This is a genomic window from Kribbella hippodromi (assembly GCF_039531045.1).
In the GTDB taxonomy this organism is placed as follows: domain Bacteria; phylum Actinomycetota; class Actinomycetes; order Propionibacteriales; family Kribbellaceae; genus Kribbella; species Kribbella hippodromi.
Map to the genome: position 1 here is coordinate 157,816 of NZ_BAAAPH010000016.1, position 17,815 is coordinate 175,630.

At 68.3% G+C, this 17,815-nt stretch carries 20 protein-coding genes; 13 read left to right on the forward strand and 7 right to left on the reverse strand.

Annotated elements, in window-relative coordinates; translation table 11 throughout:
* Positions 1 to 10: 10 nt before the first annotated feature.
* Positions 11 to 436, reverse strand: coding sequence for a DUF1707 SHOCT-like domain-containing protein (locus tag ABD260_RS24290; RefSeq protein WP_344236657.1), 426 nt, complete (start codon positions 434 to 436; stop codon positions 11 to 13).
* Between the two features lie 175 nt (positions 437 to 611).
* Between ABD260_RS24290 and ABD260_RS24295 the strand changes: the two genes are divergently transcribed.
* Both ABD260_RS24295 and ABD260_RS24300 read left to right on the forward strand, forming a co-directional pair.
* Complete coding sequence (locus ABD260_RS24295; protein WP_344236659.1) at positions 612 to 1,328, forward strand: TetR/AcrR family transcriptional regulator; 717 nt, start codon at positions 612 to 614, stop codon at positions 1,326 to 1,328.
* Positions 1,329 to 1,503: 175 nt separating this feature from the next.
* Entirely contained in the window at positions 1,504 to 2,592 is a 1,089-nt protein-coding gene (locus tag ABD260_RS24300) for a serine hydrolase domain-containing protein (RefSeq protein ID WP_344236661.1), read from the forward strand.
* Here the strand turns inward: ABD260_RS24300 and ABD260_RS24305 are convergent, their stop codons facing one another.
* Positions 2,593 to 3,762, reverse strand: a complete 1,170-nt coding sequence (locus tag ABD260_RS24305; protein ID WP_344236663.1) for a glycoside hydrolase 5 family protein — start codon at positions 3,760 to 3,762, stop codon at positions 2,593 to 2,595. It lies immediately after the preceding gene.
* Between the two features lie 63 nt (positions 3,763 to 3,825).
* Entirely contained in the window at positions 3,826 to 4,842 is a 1,017-nt protein-coding gene (locus ABD260_RS24310; protein ID WP_344236665.1) for a LacI family DNA-binding transcriptional regulator, read from the reverse strand.
* Positions 4,843 to 4,968: 126 nt separating this feature from the next.
* Between ABD260_RS24310 and ABD260_RS24315 the strand changes: the two genes are divergently transcribed.
* Genes ABD260_RS24315 through ABD260_RS24325 form a run of 3 tightly spaced genes read left to right on the forward strand, consistent with a single transcriptional unit; the run spans position 4,969 to position 8,069 of the window.
* Entirely contained in the window at positions 4,969 to 6,267 is a 1,299-nt protein-coding gene (locus ABD260_RS24315) for an ABC transporter substrate-binding protein (protein WP_344236667.1), read from the forward strand.
* A 12-nt stretch (positions 6,268 to 6,279) separates the two neighbouring features.
* Positions 6,280 to 7,158 carry a carbohydrate ABC transporter permease gene (locus ABD260_RS24320; protein WP_344236669.1) on the forward strand — a complete coding sequence of 293 codons (879 nt, stop codon included), beginning with the start codon at positions 6,280 to 6,282 and terminating at the stop codon, positions 7,156 to 7,158.
* The gene (locus ABD260_RS24325) at positions 7,155 to 8,069 is read left to right on the forward strand and encodes a carbohydrate ABC transporter permease (protein WP_344236671.1); all 915 of its coding nucleotides are present in this window, start codon (positions 7,155 to 7,157) and stop codon (positions 8,067 to 8,069) included. Before ABD260_RS24320 ends, ABD260_RS24325 begins: the two co-directional genes overlap by 4 nt.
* Before the next feature lie 41 nt (positions 8,070 to 8,110).
* Here ABD260_RS24325 and ABD260_RS24330 read toward each other — a convergent pair whose 3' ends face one another.
* Positions 8,111 to 8,473 (reverse strand): hypothetical protein, encoded by a 363-nt coding sequence (locus ABD260_RS24330; protein WP_344236674.1) that lies wholly within the window; start codon positions 8,471 to 8,473, stop codon positions 8,111 to 8,113.
* Positions 8,474 to 8,599: 126 nt separating this feature from the next.
* Positions 8,600 to 9,505: a phosphotransferase family protein gene (locus ABD260_RS24335; RefSeq protein WP_344236676.1), complete on the reverse strand. Its 906-nt coding sequence runs from the start codon at positions 9,503 to 9,505 to the stop codon at positions 8,600 to 8,602.
* Between the two features lie 100 nt (positions 9,506 to 9,605).
* Between ABD260_RS24335 and ABD260_RS24340 the strand changes: the two genes are divergently transcribed.
* From ABD260_RS24340 to ABD260_RS24355, 4 genes are read left to right on the forward strand one after another with little or no spacing between them, the layout of a single operon-like run.
* Entirely contained in the window at positions 9,606 to 10,334 is a 729-nt protein-coding gene (locus ABD260_RS24340; RefSeq protein ID WP_344236678.1) for an ABC transporter ATP-binding protein, read from the forward strand.
* Positions 10,331 to 12,835: an FtsX-like permease family protein gene (locus ABD260_RS24345; protein ID WP_344236680.1), complete on the forward strand. Its 2,505-nt coding sequence runs from the start codon at positions 10,331 to 10,333 to the stop codon at positions 12,833 to 12,835. The genes ABD260_RS24340 and ABD260_RS24345 overlap by 4 nt, the downstream gene beginning before the upstream one ends.
* Positions 12,825 to 13,277, forward strand: coding sequence for a hypothetical protein (locus tag ABD260_RS24350; protein WP_344236682.1), 453 nt, complete (start codon positions 12,825 to 12,827; stop codon positions 13,275 to 13,277). Before ABD260_RS24345 ends, ABD260_RS24350 begins: the two co-directional genes overlap by 11 nt.
* On the forward strand, positions 13,277 to 14,158 hold the full coding sequence (locus ABD260_RS24355) for an HTTM domain-containing protein (protein ID WP_344236684.1): 882 nt from the start codon (positions 13,277 to 13,279) through the stop codon (positions 14,156 to 14,158). Before ABD260_RS24350 ends, ABD260_RS24355 begins: the two co-directional genes overlap by 1 nt.
* Here the strand turns inward: ABD260_RS24355 and ABD260_RS24360 are convergent.
* Complete coding sequence (locus ABD260_RS24360) at positions 14,137 to 14,535, reverse strand: DUF1844 domain-containing protein (protein WP_344236686.1); 399 nt, start codon at positions 14,533 to 14,535, stop codon at positions 14,137 to 14,139. The genes ABD260_RS24355 and ABD260_RS24360 overlap by 22 nt on opposite strands.
* 294 nt (positions 14,536 to 14,829) lie before the next feature.
* On the opposite strand from ABD260_RS24360, the gene infC reads away from it, so the two are divergent.
* The 4 genes from infC to ABD260_RS24380 all read left to right on the forward strand — a co-directional run bounded on the left by infC (position 14,830) and on the right by ABD260_RS24380 (position 17,106).
* A complete protein-coding gene (gene infC / locus ABD260_RS24365; RefSeq protein WP_344236688.1) occupies positions 14,830 to 15,507 on the forward strand; it encodes a translation initiation factor IF-3 in 678 nt (225 codons plus the stop codon).
* A 90-nt stretch (positions 15,508 to 15,597) separates the two neighbouring features.
* Entirely contained in the window at positions 15,598 to 15,792 is a 195-nt protein-coding gene (gene rpmI, locus ABD260_RS24370; protein ID WP_184842517.1) for a 50S ribosomal protein L35, read from the forward strand.
* Positions 15,793 to 15,867: 75 nt separating this feature from the next.
* Positions 15,868 to 16,260 carry a 50S ribosomal protein L20 gene (gene rplT / locus ABD260_RS24375; protein ID WP_131367113.1) on the forward strand — a complete coding sequence of 131 codons (393 nt, stop codon included), beginning with the start codon at positions 15,868 to 15,870 and terminating at the stop codon, positions 16,258 to 16,260.
* A 30-nt stretch (positions 16,261 to 16,290) separates the two neighbouring features.
* On the forward strand, positions 16,291 to 17,106 hold the full coding sequence (locus ABD260_RS24380) for a TrmH family RNA methyltransferase (protein WP_344236691.1): 816 nt from the start codon (positions 16,291 to 16,293) through the stop codon (positions 17,104 to 17,106).
* Here ABD260_RS24380 and ABD260_RS24385 read toward each other — a convergent pair.
* The gene (locus tag ABD260_RS24385) at positions 17,103 to 17,807 is read right to left on the reverse strand and encodes a TetR/AcrR family transcriptional regulator (protein ID WP_344236693.1); all 705 of its coding nucleotides are present in this window, start codon (positions 17,805 to 17,807) and stop codon (positions 17,103 to 17,105) included. The genes ABD260_RS24380 and ABD260_RS24385 overlap by 4 nt on opposite strands.
* Between the last annotated feature and the right edge of the window lie 8 nt (positions 17,808 to 17,815).

Below are 17,815 nucleotides of genomic sequence, written 5' to 3' on the forward strand. Positions count from 1 at the left end.
ACTGTGCTGTTCACTGGGCCACCAGAACGTCGGACTTGCGGTGGTACGACTCGTTGGTCCACCACAGGATGGCGACGACCGCGCCGAGGCCGAGGTCCGACCAGAGCCACCAAGGCCCGTCGAAGTGACCGAACAGAGCCAGTGCGGCCCAGACCACGAACTGCACCACGCAGGCGACCAGCCACACGCCGGTGACAGCGCGCAGTGCCATGGTCAGACCGCGCGGCGGCGCGGCGTTGGCGACACCGGACAGGATCTGCCGCAGCTCGCCGCGGGTCCGGGCGGCGAACACCTGGTCCTGCCGGTCGCTGGCCTGGGCCGGGGTGAGCGCGGCCTGCCGGACGGCGCTGTGCAGCTTGTTCACCGCGGCGCGGCGGTCGGCGTCGGTCAGTTGGACCTGGTCGGGGACCAGCAGGGGGTCGAGGATCGTGCTCATCGGAGGGTCCTTTCGGAGGGGTTGTTCAGGTGCTGACGAGAAACAGCGTATGGGTTGAACAGTTTCTCCCGCGCGGTGCTCAGGACCCGTTTCGGGGTGGTGCTAACACCCCTCTTGGCGGTGGATTCGCGCTGACCCCTCGGCCCGGCGCCCGGCGTACGTCAGGATGGGTGCCATGACCGAGGACCGTGGGGAGCTGCCGCCGGGCCTGGCGCTGTCCTGGGGCGTGCTGCCGGTGCAGCGGCGGGGGCCGAAACCGGCGTTCAGCATCGAGCAGATCGTGGCCACCGGCATCGAGTTCGGCGACCGGTACGGGTTCGAGGCGGTCTCGCTGCAGCGGATCGCCGGCCACCTCGGCGTCACCACCAACGCGATGTACCGCTACGTACGCTCCAAGGAAGAGCTGGTCGTGCTGGTGCACGACAAGGCGATCGGCCTGCCGCCGGAGCTGCCGGCCGGCTGGCGTGCGGCGTCGACGGCCTGGATCAAGGCGCAGGTCGACCGGTACGCGGAGCGCCCGTGGTTGCTCGACATACCGCTCCGCGGCGCACCGATGACGCCCAACCTGCTGCGCTGGACCGAGGTGATGCTGGCCGCGCTGGCCGGAACCGGGCTCAGCCAGCACGACAACCTCGGCTGCCTGGTGCTGATGAACGGTTTCGCGCGCAACTACGCGAACCTGGCCCGGCAGCTGGCGGCGAACGACGGCACGCCGGTGCAGGCGGAAGCGGTCGGTCAGTTCCTGGTACCGCGGCTGATGGAGGGCGGCTACCCGACGCTCACCTCGCTGTACCTGAACCAGGAGTACGAGGACGGGCTGGACGACGACCTGGAGTTCGGCCTGGAGCGGATCCTGGACGGCATCGAGGTCCTGATCGGCAAGTTGCCCTGAGCCCCGATTCCTGAACGGGCAACTTCATCGGTAACGCGGAGGAAACGCGGCCGGGAGTTTGATCGCAGTGATCAGAGATCACGTGAGGAGAACTCCCTTGGCACTTCAGAGCAGGCGCTCATTCCTGCAGCTCACCGGGTTGGCTGCCGTCCCAGCGGTTGCCGGTGGTGGTTGGATGGTGTCCAGTGCGGTTGCGGACACCACGCCGGCGGCCGCCAGTACTCCGGCAGCGTTCCGCGACTTCGATCGGTACCTCCGTGAGCTGGCAGTGGCGGACCAGTTCTCCGGCACCGTACTGGTGAGCCGCAACGGCCGTCCGGTGCTGTCACGCGCGTACGGGTACGCCGACCGGAAGAAGCAGGTACGCAACCAGGCCGACACCATCTACTGCCTCGCCTCCGTGACGAAGCTGTTCACCGCGGTCGCGGTCGGTCAGCTGGTACAGCGCGGCGCACTGGGCTTGCTGGACCCCATCGGCAAGTACCTGACCGGCTTCACCGCTGAGGTCGCTGACCACGTCACCGTGCACCACTTGCTGACGCACACCTCCGGTCTGGGCGACTTCATGCGCGACCCGGGGTACTTCCAGGAGGCAGCCAAGTGGACGTCCGCACAGCAGATGATGGACGGCACCTTGCAGTTCGTCCGCGGCGAGAAGCCGGCGTTCGTACCGGGTGCAGGCAGTCAGTACAGCAACTCCGGGTACCACACGCTCGGCTGCATCGTCGCGAAGGTGGCTGGGCAGTCGTACTACGACTACGTCCGCAACCACATCTTCCGCCCGGCCGGGATGATCACTGCTGACTTCACCACCAAGCCGCAGTGGAAGGGCGGGAGCCAGTACGCGCATCCGTACCCGGCTGATCAGTCCGGGAAGCGGTTCGATGCGCTGGATGGCGACATCTTCGCTTTCATCGGCAATCCGGCGGGCAACGCGATGGCGTCGGCGAATGACCTGGTCCGGTTCGCCGACGCGGTGAACGACGGCACGCTGCTGAACGCGGAGTACAAGGAGATCTTCCTCAGCCCGAAGGTGCCGAAGCCGCCGCGGGCCGGTACGCAGGAGTCGGCCGCATTCGCCGCGTACGCGACGGATGACCTGCTGGTGAACGGCCGATGGGTCTACGGGCACTCTGGTGGCGCACCCGGTGTGAGTACGAGCGCCGAGTGGTATCCGGGGACCGGGTGGACCGCGGTCGTGCTGAGCAACTACGACTCGGCAACTGCCGTCAATCAGCGCATCCGGCAGGTCCTCACGAGCTGATCAGGGCAGAACGATTCGCACCGGGCCTTCGGCACGAGCAGCCACCCAGCGCAGGTGGAACTCGCTGCCGGGGGCAACTTCCGGTCGACGGTCCGGTGCGGTCCGCAGATTGACCGGTGCGGTCAGCGTCTCCACGTACGGCTGCGCCGGTACGCCATCCTCCTTCACCGCCGCGATCACCTCAGCCAGTGCCTGGGCCGCCGGTTTGCGCTGGTGATCCACGGTGAACAGCCCCAGGTCGTACTCGCGGTCCGGGAAGTCCAGCAGCCGCCGGTCGATGTCATGCGACGACCACCACGTCACGCCGTACAGGGCCGGGTTCGGAAGCACGGTCTCGACCGTACGACGAGTGAACTCGGCCTGGAGGTCGACGGGGATGTCCGGCCCGGGGACGCCGATCTCCTGCAACCACACCGCACGCCCCGGATCGAGCGATGTGGCCTTGGCCAGCTCGATCAGGTAGTCCGCGTGGGTCAGCGTCGCCGGGCCGAGCGGACCGTCCAACTGGGACACCCCGTTGAAGACCCAGGAGTGGACGGTGCTCAGGTCGCCGAGGTCGACGACCTCGAGCGGGTGGAACGGGTGCTCGGCCTTGTACCAGGCGTCGTCGAACACCGAGTGCAGCGCAAGTACGTCCGGAGCGGCCTTCTTCAGCGTGGTCAGCAGGTCCTGCGCCCACGCGGCCGAGGCCGCCGGAGTGGTCGGGCTGTCCGGCCAGAGGTTGTTCACCTCGTTGCCGAGCGTGATGGCGAAGACGTTCGGATTCGTCGCCAAAGCACGTGCCACCGTGTCGACGTACGCGGTCAGGCCGTCGCGGACCGTGCTGTCCTCGAACAGGCTGCTCTTGTGCCAGGTGAGCATCCAGGACGGCAGGAAGTCGAAGCTGGACAGGTGTCCCTGGATCAGGTCGACCGAGACCGCCAGGCCGTGCTCGGCGGCCGCGTCGACGGTGTCGAGCAGCTCGGCGATCGCGCGCTCCCGGATGATCGCCCGGTTCGGCTGAATCCACGGCCAGACCGGGAACACCCGGACGTGGTCCAGGCCGATCCCGGCCAGATCCTCGAAGTCGCGCCGGACCGCGTCCCGGTCGTAGTCCAGCCAGCTGTAGAACCAGCCGGCCGAGGGAACATAGTTCGCGCCGAACCGCAGCCCGCCGGCTTCCAAAGACATGCCAGCGATGCTAAATCGGTTTAGGCGCGACAGCAACCCGGGCGCCTGGCTGGGGGCCGGGGGTCAGCTGGGTGGGGCGGTGGATTCGCGGACGGTGAGGACTGGGTCGGGGGTGCGGCGGTTGATCACCTGGGTGGGGTCGGCGATGGTGTCCAGCAGCACCTCGGCGGCTTGGCGGCCGAAGTCGAAGGTGTCCCGGGAGAGGGCGGTCAGCGCCGGGTGCATCAGCTGGGTCAGGGTCGAGTCGTCGAAGGCGACGATCGACAGCTCGGCCGGGACCGCGACGCCCATCTCCATCGCGACGCCGAGCCCGGCCACCGCCATCACGTCGCTGTCGTAGACGATCGCGGTCGGCCGGTCCGGCTGGGAGAGCAGTTTGCGGGTGATCGCGGCCCCCTCGGCGTCGCTGAAGTCGGTGGTCAGCGACGGCGCGTCGAGCAGCCCGAGCCGGGGCGCGGCGTCGCGGACGGCCTTGATCCGGCGCTGGGTGTGCTGGAAGTTGGGCGTCCCCGCGACGTGCGCGATCCGGCGGTGCCCGAGCGCGGCCAGGTACTCCACGATCGCCAGCATCGCGTCCCGGTCGTCGGCCCAGACCGAGGCGAGCGCGCCCTTGCCGCCGCGGCCGCCGATCACCACGGCCGGCAGCTCGAGCGCCTTGAGTTCGTCGATCCGCGGGTCCTTCACGGTCAGGTCGACCAGGATCACGCCGTCGACCCGGTGCTCCGACGCCCACCGCCGGTACACCTCGATCTCGGCGGCGGTGTCCTCGACGATCAGCAGCTGCAGCGAGATCGACTCCGCGGACAGCCCGGACTGGACGCCGGAGAGCAGGTGTGCGAAGAACGGCTCGACCCCGAGCGTACGGGCCGGTCGCGCGATCACCATGCCGACGGAATCGACCCGGGACGCACCGAGCGCCCGGGCCGCGCTGTGCGGCCGCCAGCTCATCTGCTCGGCGATCTTCAGGATCCGCTCCCGGGTCGCGTCACTGACCCCCGGCCGCCCGTTCAGCGCGAACGACACCGCACCTTTGGACACCCCGGCCCGGGACGCGATGTCCGCGATCGTCGGTCTCGCCATCGTCGTACCACCCTCATCCCTGGACAGCGGCCTCGTTCCGTCGACAGCGGCCTCTTCCCTTGACAGCGGATTCTACGGTGTGGATAGTGCAGGAGCTATACCGGTTTATCAAACCCAGGAGATCTTATGCGTAGACGTCGTCTGGCACCGGTGGCAGCTCTTGCCGCCGCGGCTCTCACTCTCGCCGGATGCGGCCTCGGCTCCACCGATTCCGGCAGCAGCAGCGGCGGCGCCAAGCCGACCGTCGACGCGGGCGCACAGGTGACCGGCGAGGTCAGCTTCCAGACCTGGGCGCTGAAGCCCAAGTTCACCGCGTACGTCGAGGGCGTGATCAAGGCGTTCGAGGCGAAGTACCCGGGCACGAAGGTGACCTGGCTGGACCAGCCGGGCGACGGCTACGACAAGAAGGTGCTCAGCCAGGCCTCGGCCGGCCAGCTTCCGGACGTGACGAACCTGCCGCCGGACTTCGCGCTCAGCCTGGCCAAGCAGAACATGCTGCTCGACGTCGCGGCCGCCGACCCCAAGCTGAGCGAGGAGTACGTCGCGGGCGGTGTGGACGCGTACAAGTACCAGGGCCTGGACGGCACTTTCGGCTACCCGTGGTACCTGAACACCGACATCGACTACTGGAACGCGACCAAGTTCGCCGCGGCCGGTCTGGACGTGAAGAACCCGCCGAAGACCGTCGACGAACTGTTCGCCGCCGCCAAGACGATGCACGACAAGACCGGCGGCAAGGAGTACCTGATCAGCCGCCTGCCGGGCATCGGTGACTTCACCAACGCGGGCGTGAAGATCCTGTCCGACGACGGCAAGAAGTTCACCTTCAACACTCCCGAAGCGGCCGCGCTGCTGGACAAGTACCGGGACGCGTACAAGGCCGGGTACATGCCGCGGGACATCCTGACCAACGAGTACCTGGGCAACTCCAAGCTCTTCACCCAGGGCAAGGTCGCCTGGACCACCGGCGGCGGCAACGCGATCCAGGACTTCGTCAAGGACAACCCGTCGCTGAAGGGCAAGGTCGTGCCGTCGCCCGCGCTGGACACCCCGGCGCTGTACGTGCAGGGTCTGTCGGTGTCCGCGAAGACCAAGAACCAGGCCGCCGCGATCGCGCTGGCGCGGTTCGTCACGAACGCCGAGAACCAGGCCGCGTTCGCGAAGATCGTGAACATCTTCCCGTCCACCAAGGCCTCGGCCGAGGACCCGTACTTCTCCAAGAGCGACGGCACGCCGGAGAGTGCGGCGAAGGTGCTCGCGTTCCAGTCGCTGGCGAAGGCGAAGGTGCTGCAGCCGCCGGTGATCAGTGGCGCGACCAACGACTTCATCGGGCAGCAGATCTCGCTCGCGATCGCCGGCAAGATCTCGTCGCAGGCAGCCCTCGACGCCGCGGTGGCGAAGGCCAACCAGCTGCTCACCTCCTGAATGAAAAAGGGCATGCGGTACAACCGCTGGTTCACGCCGTGGGTGCTGGTGATCCCGGCCCTCACCTGGTTGCTGGTGTTCAACCTGTGGCCGTCGATCAACACCGTCATCCTGTCGTTCACCAACGCCAGGCCGATCGGCGGCGGCACCTTCGTCGGGCTGAAGAACTTCGAGACCCTGCTGCACGACGAGCAGTTGCGCTGGGCGTTGCTGAACAGCGTCATCTACATGGTGGTCTGCCTGCCGTTCCTGACGGTACTGCCGCTGCTGCTGGCCGTACTGGTCGAGAAGAAGTTGCCGGGCATCACCTTTTTCCGGACCGCGTTCTACACCCCGGTGGTGGCGTCCGCGGTCGTGGTGGCGCTGATCTGGCAGTGGATTCTGGACGATCGCGGTCTGGTCAACGGGCTGGCCGAGAAGCTCGGCGTGATCTCCGGGCCGCTGCCGTTCCTGTCCGACCAGTGGCTGTTGTTGCTCAGCGCAATCAGTCTGACGATCTGGAAGGGGCTCGGGTACTACATGATCATCTACCTGGCCGCTCTCGGGAACGTCGGGCGTGAGCTGCACGAAGCGGCCGCCGTCGACGGGGCAGGTCCGCTGCGGCGGTTCGTACACATCACCATCCCGGGGGTCCGCGGCACGATGATCCTGATCTCGATCCTGATCTCGGTGTCGGCGCTGCGGGTGTTCTCCGAGCTGTTCATCCTCAGTGGCGGCAAGGGCGGTCCGGGTGGGCGGGACAACTCTGTGGTGATGCTGATCCAGCAGTACAGCCAGGGTTTCGAGGGCAACCTCGGGTACGCGTCGGCGCTGTCGATCGTGCTGTTCTTCGTCACCGTCGTCCCGATGCTGATCCTGGCCCGCCTCAACCGGAAGGGGGCCGAAGCATGAGTGTGGTGACCGATCCGGCCCGGCCGGCCGTCGCGGCCGAGCCGAAGCGTCCTCAGCAGGGCCGGAAGGGTTCTTTCGGGTTCAACACGATCTCTCCGCGGGAGAAGGTCGCGCGGTACGCGTTGCTGGTGTTCGTGCTGCTGATCACGATCGGCCCGTTCCTCTGGCAGCTGTCGACGTCGCTGAAGGGTTCCGGGGAGGACATCTACACCCGGATCCCGCGGCTGCTGCCGGCCCAGCCGACGTTCGATCACTACAAGGCGGTCACGGACACGATCCCGGTCTGGGACTACGCCCGGAACTCGCTGGTCGTCGCCGTACTGGTTGTCGGCGGCAACGTGATCGGCGCGTCGCTGGCCGGGTTCGCGTTGTCGCGGTTGCAGTTCCGGGGCCGGCGGATCGTCCTCGGGCTGTTCCTGGCGACGCTCGTGCTGCCGGGTGAGGTGACGATCATTTCGCAGTACGTGACGGTCCGGGAGTTCGGGCTGGCGAACACGTTGTTCGGTGTCGCGCTGCCCGGAATGATCGGTGCGCTCAACGTACTGCTGATGTTCAACGCGTTCCGGGCCTTGCCGCTGGAAGTGGATCACGCGGCGATCGTGGACGGCGCGAACGCGTGGCAGCGGTTCTTGTACATCGGGCTGCCGTCCGTGCGTGGAACGATCAGCGTGGTGGCGATCTTCGCGTTCATCGGCGCGTGGGACGACTTCCTCTGGCCGTTGATCGTGCTGACCGACCCGGACAAGTACACGCTCACGGTCGGGCTGCAGTACCTGTCCGGCACCTTCGCCAACAACCCGCGACTGATCGCGGCCGGCACGATGATCGCCTTCGTACCGATCGTGATCGTCTTCGCCACCCTGCAACGCTTCTTCTTCAAGGGCGTCGAGGAAGGCGCCGTCAAGGGATGAGCCGGACCGGCTCCGGCGGGTGGCCGGAGCCGGTCACTGGACTACTTCACCAGCACGATCGAGTTGATCGGGGTGAAGTCGTACGACGCGTAGGCGCCGGTGTAGCGCTGGACGGGGTAGCAGTTCGTTCCGTTGTAGCCCTTGCAGATGGCGAAGCCCGCGCCGCCGGTCTGGCTGTTGATCAGCACCTTGTAGCCGGTGACGTTCTGGAGGTTGTGCGCGCCGTAGCTGTACCAGATGTTCTTGCTCAGGATGCTGCCGTTCGGCTCCTGCAGACAGACTGCCCCCGAAGGACAGGACGCCGCCGTCCCGTTCGTCGCCGCGTTCGCACTCGGTGCCAGCGCCATCCCGGTACCGATCACGGCGGCAGCGATTCCAGCGGCGGTCATCGCGATCCTACGCATCTTCTCGTCCCCTCTCGAGTGATGGCCTCCGATCGAAGGCCCACCTCGAAAGTAGGCGCGGACCTGGCCTGGCGGATCCGGTCCGCTGTCATTTCGGTCTGGGCCGAAAAGAGTTGCCCGGGGTGGTCAGCGCATCCGGGATTCGGCGAAGTCGAGCCAGTGGGTGGTGTCGGCGGGGGTGTGGTGGCGGATCGACCAGTCGACCATTCGGAGCGTCATGTGCGCCCAGTACAGCCTGAGTACGCCGGGGGAGAGCGTGCTGTCGAGCAACTCGTCGAACCAGTCCAGGCGTACGTCAGGAAGCTGTGCTGAATACCTTCCCCGCCCCACCGCCCCGGTCACGTGGGCATCGAATCTCAGCGTGACGAGACCGAACCGGCGATCGCCCCGGCCGATCCCGTCCCAGTCGACGATCCCGGTGAGCTGCCCGGCGTCGTCCACCAGGACATTGCCGGTGTGGAAGTCCAGGTGGACGAGATCGTCCCCGGTCATCGCGCCCGGTTCGTCCCGGCCGACTTCGTGCACCCAGTCCAGTACGCGGCGGGTGCGGTCGCCGTACACCTGAAGTGACTCGTGGAGGCAGAAGCCGGGTCCACTCTGCAGCAGATGCAGGTCCGGCACCGGCAGCTCGGGAAGCTTCGCGGCGAGGCCGGCGAAACGGTCGGTGAGCGCGATCATCGACTCCAGCAACGCCCGGTCGACCCGCGCCGGTGGTTGACCGGGCAGCCGCTCCTGGACGACCCCGATGCCGTCCGGTAGCTCGGCCAGCAGTTCGTACCGGGGGACTGGCAGGCCGCTCTGGCGTACCACCTGGAGTACTTCCGCCGTACGCCGAAGCTCGTCCAATGAACCAGCGCCGCGGGTCAGTACGCCGCCGCGCCCGTCCGGCCAGCGCACGTACGCCGCCCCGACCTCCCCGTTGCCGGCCGACCCGGTGAACGTCAGCCCCGCACCACTGGTCCGATTCACCTCCTCGACCAATCGCCGCCCATCAACTTTCACGACACCAGCCGGAACCCCATCGCCACCCACGTCCCCGACCGTATCGTCACCACTGCAGGCGCGTCCGGCGAGAGCTTGACGGGGAAGCCGGGTTTGCGCGATGGATACTGGGTATGCATACTCGGTATCCATGGCGATCAAACAGGGGCTGGTGCTGCGGGGCCTGACGCGGACGCACGGGGACGGCGAGCAGGCGGTGCACGCGTTGCGCGGCATCGATCTCGTGGTCCAGGAGGGTGAGCTGGTCGCGGTGATGGGCCCGTCGGGGTCCGGGAAGTCGACCCTGCTGACCTGCGCGGGTGGCCTGGACCGACCGACCAGCGGCCAGGTGCTTGTGGACGGCAATGACCTGGCCTCGCTCGGCAAGAACGAGGTCGCCGCGCTCCGGCGGCGGCGGATCGGGTACGTGTTCCAGGACTTCAACCTGATCCGGGCGCTGACCGCGGCCGAGAACGTCGCGCTCCCGCTGGAGCTCGATGGCGTCCGGGCGCGTACGGCGCGCAAGCAGGCGGTGCTGGCACTGCAGGAGGTGGGCATCGAGGAGCTCGCCGACCGGTTCCCGGACGACATGTCCGGTGGCCAGCGGCAGCGAGTGGCGATCGCCCGCGCGATCGTCGGCGAGCGCCGGCTGCTGCTCGCCGACGAGCCGACCGGCGCGCTCGACTCCACCACGGGTGAGGCCGTACTGCAGCTGCTCCGCGATCGCTGCGACCAGCACGGGATCGCCGGTGTGCTGGTCACGCACGACGCCCGGCACGCCGCCTGGGCGGACCGCGTCATCTACCTCCGCGACGGCGTCATCAGCAGTGCGACCGAGGCCCTGTCGAGCGCGGACGTCCTGCTGGAGGCTCCGCGGTGAAGTTCGTCAACGACTGGGCGCTCGCGTTGCGCCTGGCCCGCCGGTTCGCGCGCCGTACGCTCGGCAAGACGTTGCTGATCGCGGCCCTCGTCGGTCTCCCGGTGCTGCTCGGTAGCTGGTTCAGCGTCGCGCAGCGCGGCCTGAATCCGGTCGGTGAGGTGTACGCGCAGCGGGCGATGGGCTCCGCCGACGCGCAGCTGACCGCACAGTCGGGGCGCACGGACGTACGCCGCGCCCTGCCCGCCGGTTCGCATATCGCCCGGGCGGTGATGTCGACCGGCAACATCGACCTGCGCGGGGTGGGCGCCGACCTGACCGTCAACGTCTATGCGGGTGACATGGCGGACGCCCTCAACCAGGGCACGTACCGGATGGACGAGGGCCGGATGCCGGCCAAACCGGACGAGGTGGCGCTGTCGCCGGCGCTCGCCGATCACCTCGGTCTGAAGGTCGGCGGCACGTTGACCACGGCGGCGGGTGCGAAGTACCGGATCGTCGGTCTCGCCCGCACGGTCACGCTGTCGACCGGCCGCGATGTGTTCGCCACGACGGCGCTGGCCGATCCCGACGCGCAGGCGGAGTACCTGCTCGACCTCCCGGACGGTACGGACACCGCTGCCCTGGCCGCGAAACTCAAGCCGCAGGAGCTGTTCCTGACGACCCGGGCGGAGCTCGTCGATCCGGTCGGCGTCCCGCGCGGTCCGGTAGGTGCCGACGCGGCCCGCATCCTGATCGCCGGTTTCGGGGTCCTGGAGCTGGTGCTGCTGGCCGGGACGGCGTTCGCGGTGGTCGCTCGGCGACAGGTCCGTGAGCTCGGTCTGGTCACCGCGGCCGGCGGGACGGCGGCAGACGTACGCCGGGTGGTGCTGGCGCAGGGCCTCTTCGCTGGACTGCTTGGCGCGGGCGTCGGACTGGTCGTGGGCGTCTCGGTGGCGCTGATCGGGAAGTCCTGGTGGGAAAGCGCGACGGGAATCCTGATCACCCAATGGCAGATCCCGTGGCTGCAGCTCGCTGGAGTAGTTGCAGTGGGACTAGTTGCAGGTGTCGCATCGGCGCTGGTACCCGCGATCGGGGCCGGTCGGCGTCCGCCGCTGGCCGCACTCGCGGGCCGATTCGCCGCCGTCACCGGCAGGGCTCGGCTCCGTCTGCTCGCGCTGGTACTCGTGGTCGCCGGCCTGGCTTTGTCGGTGATCGGGAACATCCGGCTGGGCGTGGCGCTCGATGCTGCCCGGGCGGCCCGGTTGGCGACCGATCCCGGCGAGGTCAGCCGGGTCGCCTCCGCCTCGCCGACCTGGCCGGTCACGCTGGTCGTCGCCGGTATCACGCTGGTCGTCGCCGGCCTCGTCTGGATGCTGCCTGCGCTGGTCGGCCGAGTCGCCGGCCTGGTCCGAGGGTTGCCGCTAGGGGCTCGGATGGCTTTGCGCGACGCCTCCAGGCACCGCCACCGGACCGGTCCGGTCACCGCCGCGATCATGATCGCAGTCGCCGGTACGACGGCCCTCGGCTTCGCCATCGTCAACCAGTCGGCGGCCAAGGAACAGAACTACCGGCCCGTCGGCCTGCCTGGCGAGGCAGTACTGCAGTACTACCTGGGCGACGCCCGGTACTCCACCGAGTTGGTCGACCGGGTCCAGAGCCTGCTGCCGGTCGAGCACCGCTACCAGCAGGGCGGGGTCACGAGGTACGGCACGAAGGAGACCGACGGCTACGTACCGTCGGTCAGCGTCTCCCCGACCGACGACGCCCTGAAAGCGGTCGATCCGGCGTACGTGGCCCGCTACGGCGACTGGGGCCGGAAGGCGGCCGCTGCGCTGCGGGACGGGCGGGTCGTCGTATCGCCGACCACGCCGGTGCGCGACGGCAAAGTGCGGCTCAGCAGTGGCGACCGGTCCTCGCGAAGCGCGGTCGAGTATCCAGGCGCGGTCGTCGGGTCTCCACCGAAGGTGGCCTGGCTGGAGCACGCCGCCTTGATCAGTACCGACGCGGCGAAGCGCATGGGCACGGCCGACGTGGACGAGACGCACTTCATCCTCCGTCGGCCGCCGACCGACCAGGAGCTGGCGGCAGTGGCGCAATTGCTCGGGCACGAGGACGTGTTGAAGATCGAGCGCGGCTACCAGAGCCCGGTGCGCAACGCCTCGATCGGTCTGCTGGTGCTGGGAGCCACCGCGACCCTGCTCGGTGTCGCCATGTCGGTGTCGCTGTCGATGTCCGAAGGGCGCGCGGACTTCTCGACCCTCGCCGCGGTCGGCGCACCGCCCCGGCTGCGGCGCGGTCTGGCTGCCGCGCAGGGCTGGTTCCTCGGACAGCTCGGTTGCGTACTCGGGGTGGCCGTCGGCGCCCTGTACGGGTTCACCGCGCACACCGTGGTCGGTTCACCACACGTGGTCGTGCCATGGGCGGTCATAGCCGGGGTAGCGGTAGCGGTACCGCTCTTCGCGGCAGTAGTGCCCTATGTCCTTACTCGTTCCAAGCTGGAGATGGTGCGTCGTGTCGACTGAACGGCTGTTGGGACGGCGCGGCCGCGTGGTCCGGGTGGCGATCTCCGTGATCGGGATCGTGCTGCTGGTGAACGGATCGGTCCGGGGGAGCGATGACCTCTGGCCGTTCGGTCCGATGTCGCAATACTCGATGGTCGTCGCGGACAACGAGTCGATCCTGTTCACCCGGATCAGCGCGGTCACGGACGCCGGTACGACGGTTGACGTACCGCTGAACATCGAGGGCGCCGGCGTCGCCCGGGCCGAGATCGAGGCGCGGGCGGGGGAGATCGTGAAGGACCCGTCGTTGCTGCAGCAGGTTGCCGACGGGTGGAAGCGCAAGCACCCGGACAAGCCGAAGTACGTGAGCCTCGAACTCATTCAGGACACCACGACACTCGTCGGCGGCCGGGTCAGCGGCCCGCCGGTACCGCGGGTACTGACGACTTGGAAGGTTCGCTGATGAGGTGGTTCACGCCGAGCATCGCGCTCGGGCGGGTGGCGTGGCTGCGTACGGTGCTGTACTTGTTCGTCATCCTGGACATGCATGCGTTCGTCCGCGACACGTTGATGAAAGGGCAGCAGCCAGGTCTGTACCAGCCGCTCTTCCTGGCAAGGCTGTTCGACCTGCCGAAGCCGACGATCGCCAACACGACGGCGCTGTACGCCGTACTGCTGATCGCTTGTCTGGTCGGGGCGTCGAACTACCTCCCCAGGCTGGCCGGGTGGATCGTCGCACCGGCGTTCACCTGGTGGGTCCTGATCGGGATGAGCGACGGCAAGGTCGACCACGACCACCTCGCGCTCGTCATCGCGCTGTGGGTGCTGCCAACGGTCGCGTCGGAGCGGCGCGGTCTCGCGGCGTACGGGGACCAGACCCGGTCGGACGCGGCCGGCTGGGCGATCCGGTGCGTACAGATCTGTGTCATCGCGACGTACTTCCTGTCCGCGATCGCCAAGCTGCGCAGTGGTCACTGGACCCTCGCCTGGCCGAGCAGCGCCGTACTGACCTGGGCGATCGTGCGACGGCCGCATCCGGTCGGGGAGTGGCTGCTGCACCACCCGTGGATGCTGCACGTGATGCAGTGGGTCGGGATCGTGGCGGAGTTCTTCTCGCCGGTGATCCTGTGGCTGAAGGGGCGGTGGCAGCTGCTCGGAGCCCTGTTCTTCATCGGGTTCCACGCGGCCACCACCGCGATCCTGCTGATCCACTTCCTGCCCACGGTCGTCTGCTGGCTCGCGTTCGCGCCGCTGGAGCGGATCGCGCCCTGGTTCCGGGCTCGCCGCGCCCGCCGCAAGCCGGCGGCGGAGGCGGAACCTGCTTACCTGGCGGCAGAAGGGTAGACGGCGCCGGTGTACTTCTCGCCCGGGCCCTGACCCGGCTCGTCCTGGATGCTGCTCGCCTCGCGGAACGCGAGCTGCAGCGAGCGGAGGCCGTCCCGCAGCGGCGCGGCGTGGTGGTGGCCGAGCGACGGCGCCGCGGCGTCGAGCAGGCCGGCCAGCGAGTCGATCAGCGACCGGGCCTCGTCCAGGTCCTTGTGCTCGGGCAGGTCGGCGGCCAGGCCGAGGTTCACGGCGGCCGCGCTCATCAGGTGCAGCGCGGCGGTGGAGATGATCTCCACGCTGGGGACCTCGGCGATGTCGCGGGAAGCGGTCGAGAGCGGGCCGGGACGTCCGTCCGGGCCGGAGGTATCCGGTGAAGTGGCATCTGCGTCGGTCATGCTGCTACTCTTACATGGCGACCGACCTGGTCCGTTGGTGCCCCCTGAGTGGAATAGTCAAGGGACGGCAGCGGTTCAAGTCTAAGCGGAGGGCCACCTCCCACCCAGCCGATGAACAGTCGGCGGGTCCCGGTCAGACGTACGACGTACCTCCCGTCAGGGTTGGGGCGCCGTACAGCTGGGAATTGGGCCTTCGTGTGATCGCACGAGGGCCTTCTTGTTTTTCCGGAGGCGCTGGGATCACGAGGTGGCATCCAGTACGAGTTCAACCCAGGAGGACCCATCACCACTGATTTGCGCGTCAACGAGCGCATCCGCGTTCCCGAGGTGCGGCTGGTCGGACCGAACGGTGAGCAGGTAGGCATCGTCCGGATCGAAGACGCACTGCGGCTGGCCCAGGAGGCCGACCTCGACCTGGTCGAGGTCGCGGCGACCGCACGGCCTCCGGTCTGCAAGTTGATGGATTTCGGCAAGTACAAGTACGAGACCGCGCAGAAGGCGCGCGAGTCCCGCCGGAACCAGACCAACACCATCATCAAAGAGATGAAGCTGCGGCCGAAGATCGACCCGCACGACTACGAGACCAAGAAGGGTCACGTGGTGCGGTTCCTGAAGGCCGGGGACAAGGTCAAGATCACCATCATGTTCCGCGGACGTGAGCAGTCCCGGCCCGAGCTCGGGTTCCGGTTGCTGCAGCGACTGGCCGAAGACGTGACCGAGCTCGGCTTCGTCGAGTCCTCGCCGCGCCAGGACGGCCGGAACATGATCATGGTGCTCGGGCCGCACAAGAAGAAGTCCGAAGCGCGCGTGGACGTGGAAGCCGAGAAGGCGCAGCGGAAGGCCGAGCGGGAGGCCGAGGAGGAAGCGGAGCGCCATGTGCGCGCCGAGCAGGCTCAGGCCCACGAGGCCGAGCGCGCCGCCGGTGTCACCAAGAAGCCGAAGGGTCCGGCCGACAACCTCGACCCGGAGTGACGAACCGCTCCGGCCGCGAGCTGAACCACAGTGGCCGGAGCCGTCACGCCGATGATCGAGTCAACGAAGAAAACTCAGGAGCACACAGCCATGCCGAAGATGAAGACCCACTCGGGGATGAAGAAGCGGGTCCGGGTCACCGGGTCGGGCAAGATCCGTCGCGAGCAGACCGGTGTCCGGCACCTCGCGGAGGCGAAGACCTCGAAGCGCAAGCGCCGGCTGTCCGGCACCGTCGAGGTCGCCCCGGCGTACGTGAAGAAGGCCAAGAAGCTGCTCGGCATCTGATCTCCCCTCCCCGAATCATCCCCCGCCGCGCGGCCAGCACCGCCGCCGGCGCAGAAATACAAGGAGTAACACCTCATGGCACGCGTGAAGCGGGCAGTCAACGCCCACAAGAAGCGCCGGGTCGTACTCGAGCAGGCCAGCGGCTACCGCGGCCAGCGCTCGCGCCTGTACCGCAAGGCCAAGGAGCAGGTCACCCACTCGCTCGTCTACGCCTACCGTGACCGCAAGGCGCGCAAGGGCGACTTCCGCAAGCTGTGGATTCAGCGCATCAACGCGGCGGTTCGCGCCGAGGACCTGACCTACAACCGCTTCATCCAGGGCCTGCGGCTGGCCGAGGTCGAGGTGGACCGGAAGATCCTCGCCGACCTGGCCGTCAACGACCCGGCCGCGTTCTCCGCGCTCGTGCAGGTGGCCAAGGCCGCCCTGCCGGCGGACGTGAACGCGCCGAAGTCCGACGCCGCGGCCTGAGCCGCATCGTTGGCACAAAAGCACTCCTCGGTGGCGAGTCCCGGTCTGCTGACCGCGCAGTCTGCGCGGATCAAACAGGCCCGGCGGCTCGCCACTCGTGCGTTCCGGCGGAAAACCGGCCGGTTCCTGGTCGAGGGTCCGCAGGCGGTCCGGGAAGCACTCGAGCATCGCGAGCTGGTCATCGAGGTGTACGCCGAACCCGCGGTCGCCACTCGGCACCGTGATCTGCACGACCTGGCCGCGGCCGCCGGCGTCCCGTGGCTCGAGGTCGAGCGCACCGCCGTCGAGGCACTGAGCGAAACGGTCACCTCGCAAGGTGTCGTCGCGGTCTGTTCGCTGGTGGATGTGCCGCTGCGGCCGGTCGGGAAGCTGATCGCCGCTGGTGTCCAGGTCCGTGATCCGGGCAACGTCGGTACGTTGATCCGGACGGCTGATGCGGCCGGGGCGGATGCCGTCGTACTGTCGTCGGAGTCGGTCGACCCGCACAACCCGAAGGCGGTCCGGGCCAGCGTGGGCAGCATCTTCCATGTCCCGATCACGACGGATGTGGACATCGCCGCGGCCGCCCAGGCGTGGCGCGAGCAGGGTTTGCAAGTACTCGCCGCCGACGGGTACGGCGCGACGGATCTGGACACCTGCATCGACGACGGCACGCTCGCGAAGCCGACCGTCTGGCTCTTCGGCAACGAAGCACACGGCTTGCCGGACGGCATCAACGCGATCGTCGACCACTCGGTCAAGGTCCCGATCTACGGCCGCGCCGAATCCCTCAACCTGGCCACCGCGGCCGCCATCTGCCTGTACGCCTCAGCCCGCGCCCAACGCCGCCGCCCGGACCAGCTTTAGCGTTTGGCGCGGGTGGCCAGGCCGTCCAGGAGGGCGTCCAGGCCGAAGACGAAGTTTTCGGTGAGGCCGGTGTCGAGGCCGACGGCGGTCCGGCGGCGGACGGACTCGTGCATGCCGGGGTATTCGCTGGTCAGGGCGTCGGCCTGGTCGACGATTTGTTTCACCCAGTCCTCCTCGGAGGTGCCGGAGGTGCGGGCCATCTCGCGGGTGGCGACCTCGGCGCTGACGGTGCCGAGGACGTAGGACATCACGCTGCTCATCGCCAGGTCGGTCTCGGGCTCGGAGAAGCCGGCCGCGCCGAACAAGGTCAGGCCGCGGGAGCCGAGCCGCATCGCGTTCGGGCCGATGCTCGGGCGGGTGTACATCACCTCGGGCAGCCACCGGTGCCGCAGCACCGTGGCGCGGATGCTGTGACCGAACAGCAGCGCACCGGCCCGCCAGCCGGCCAGCTCCGGTTCGGGGACGTCGACCTCGCCCCAGACCTCGTCGACGAGCAGGTCGATCAGATCGTCCTTGGTGTCGACATACCAGTACAGGCTGGTGGCACCGGCCGCGAGCTTGCCGGCCAGTTTGCGCATGCTCAGCCCGGCCAGTCCCTCGCTGTCCAGGATCGCCATCGCGGCAGCGACGATCTGCTCCTGGCTGAGCGTCTCCCGGGACGGCGCGGTCTTGCGTTGCCGGGTCCAGATCGAGTCCTTCACGCCCCCAT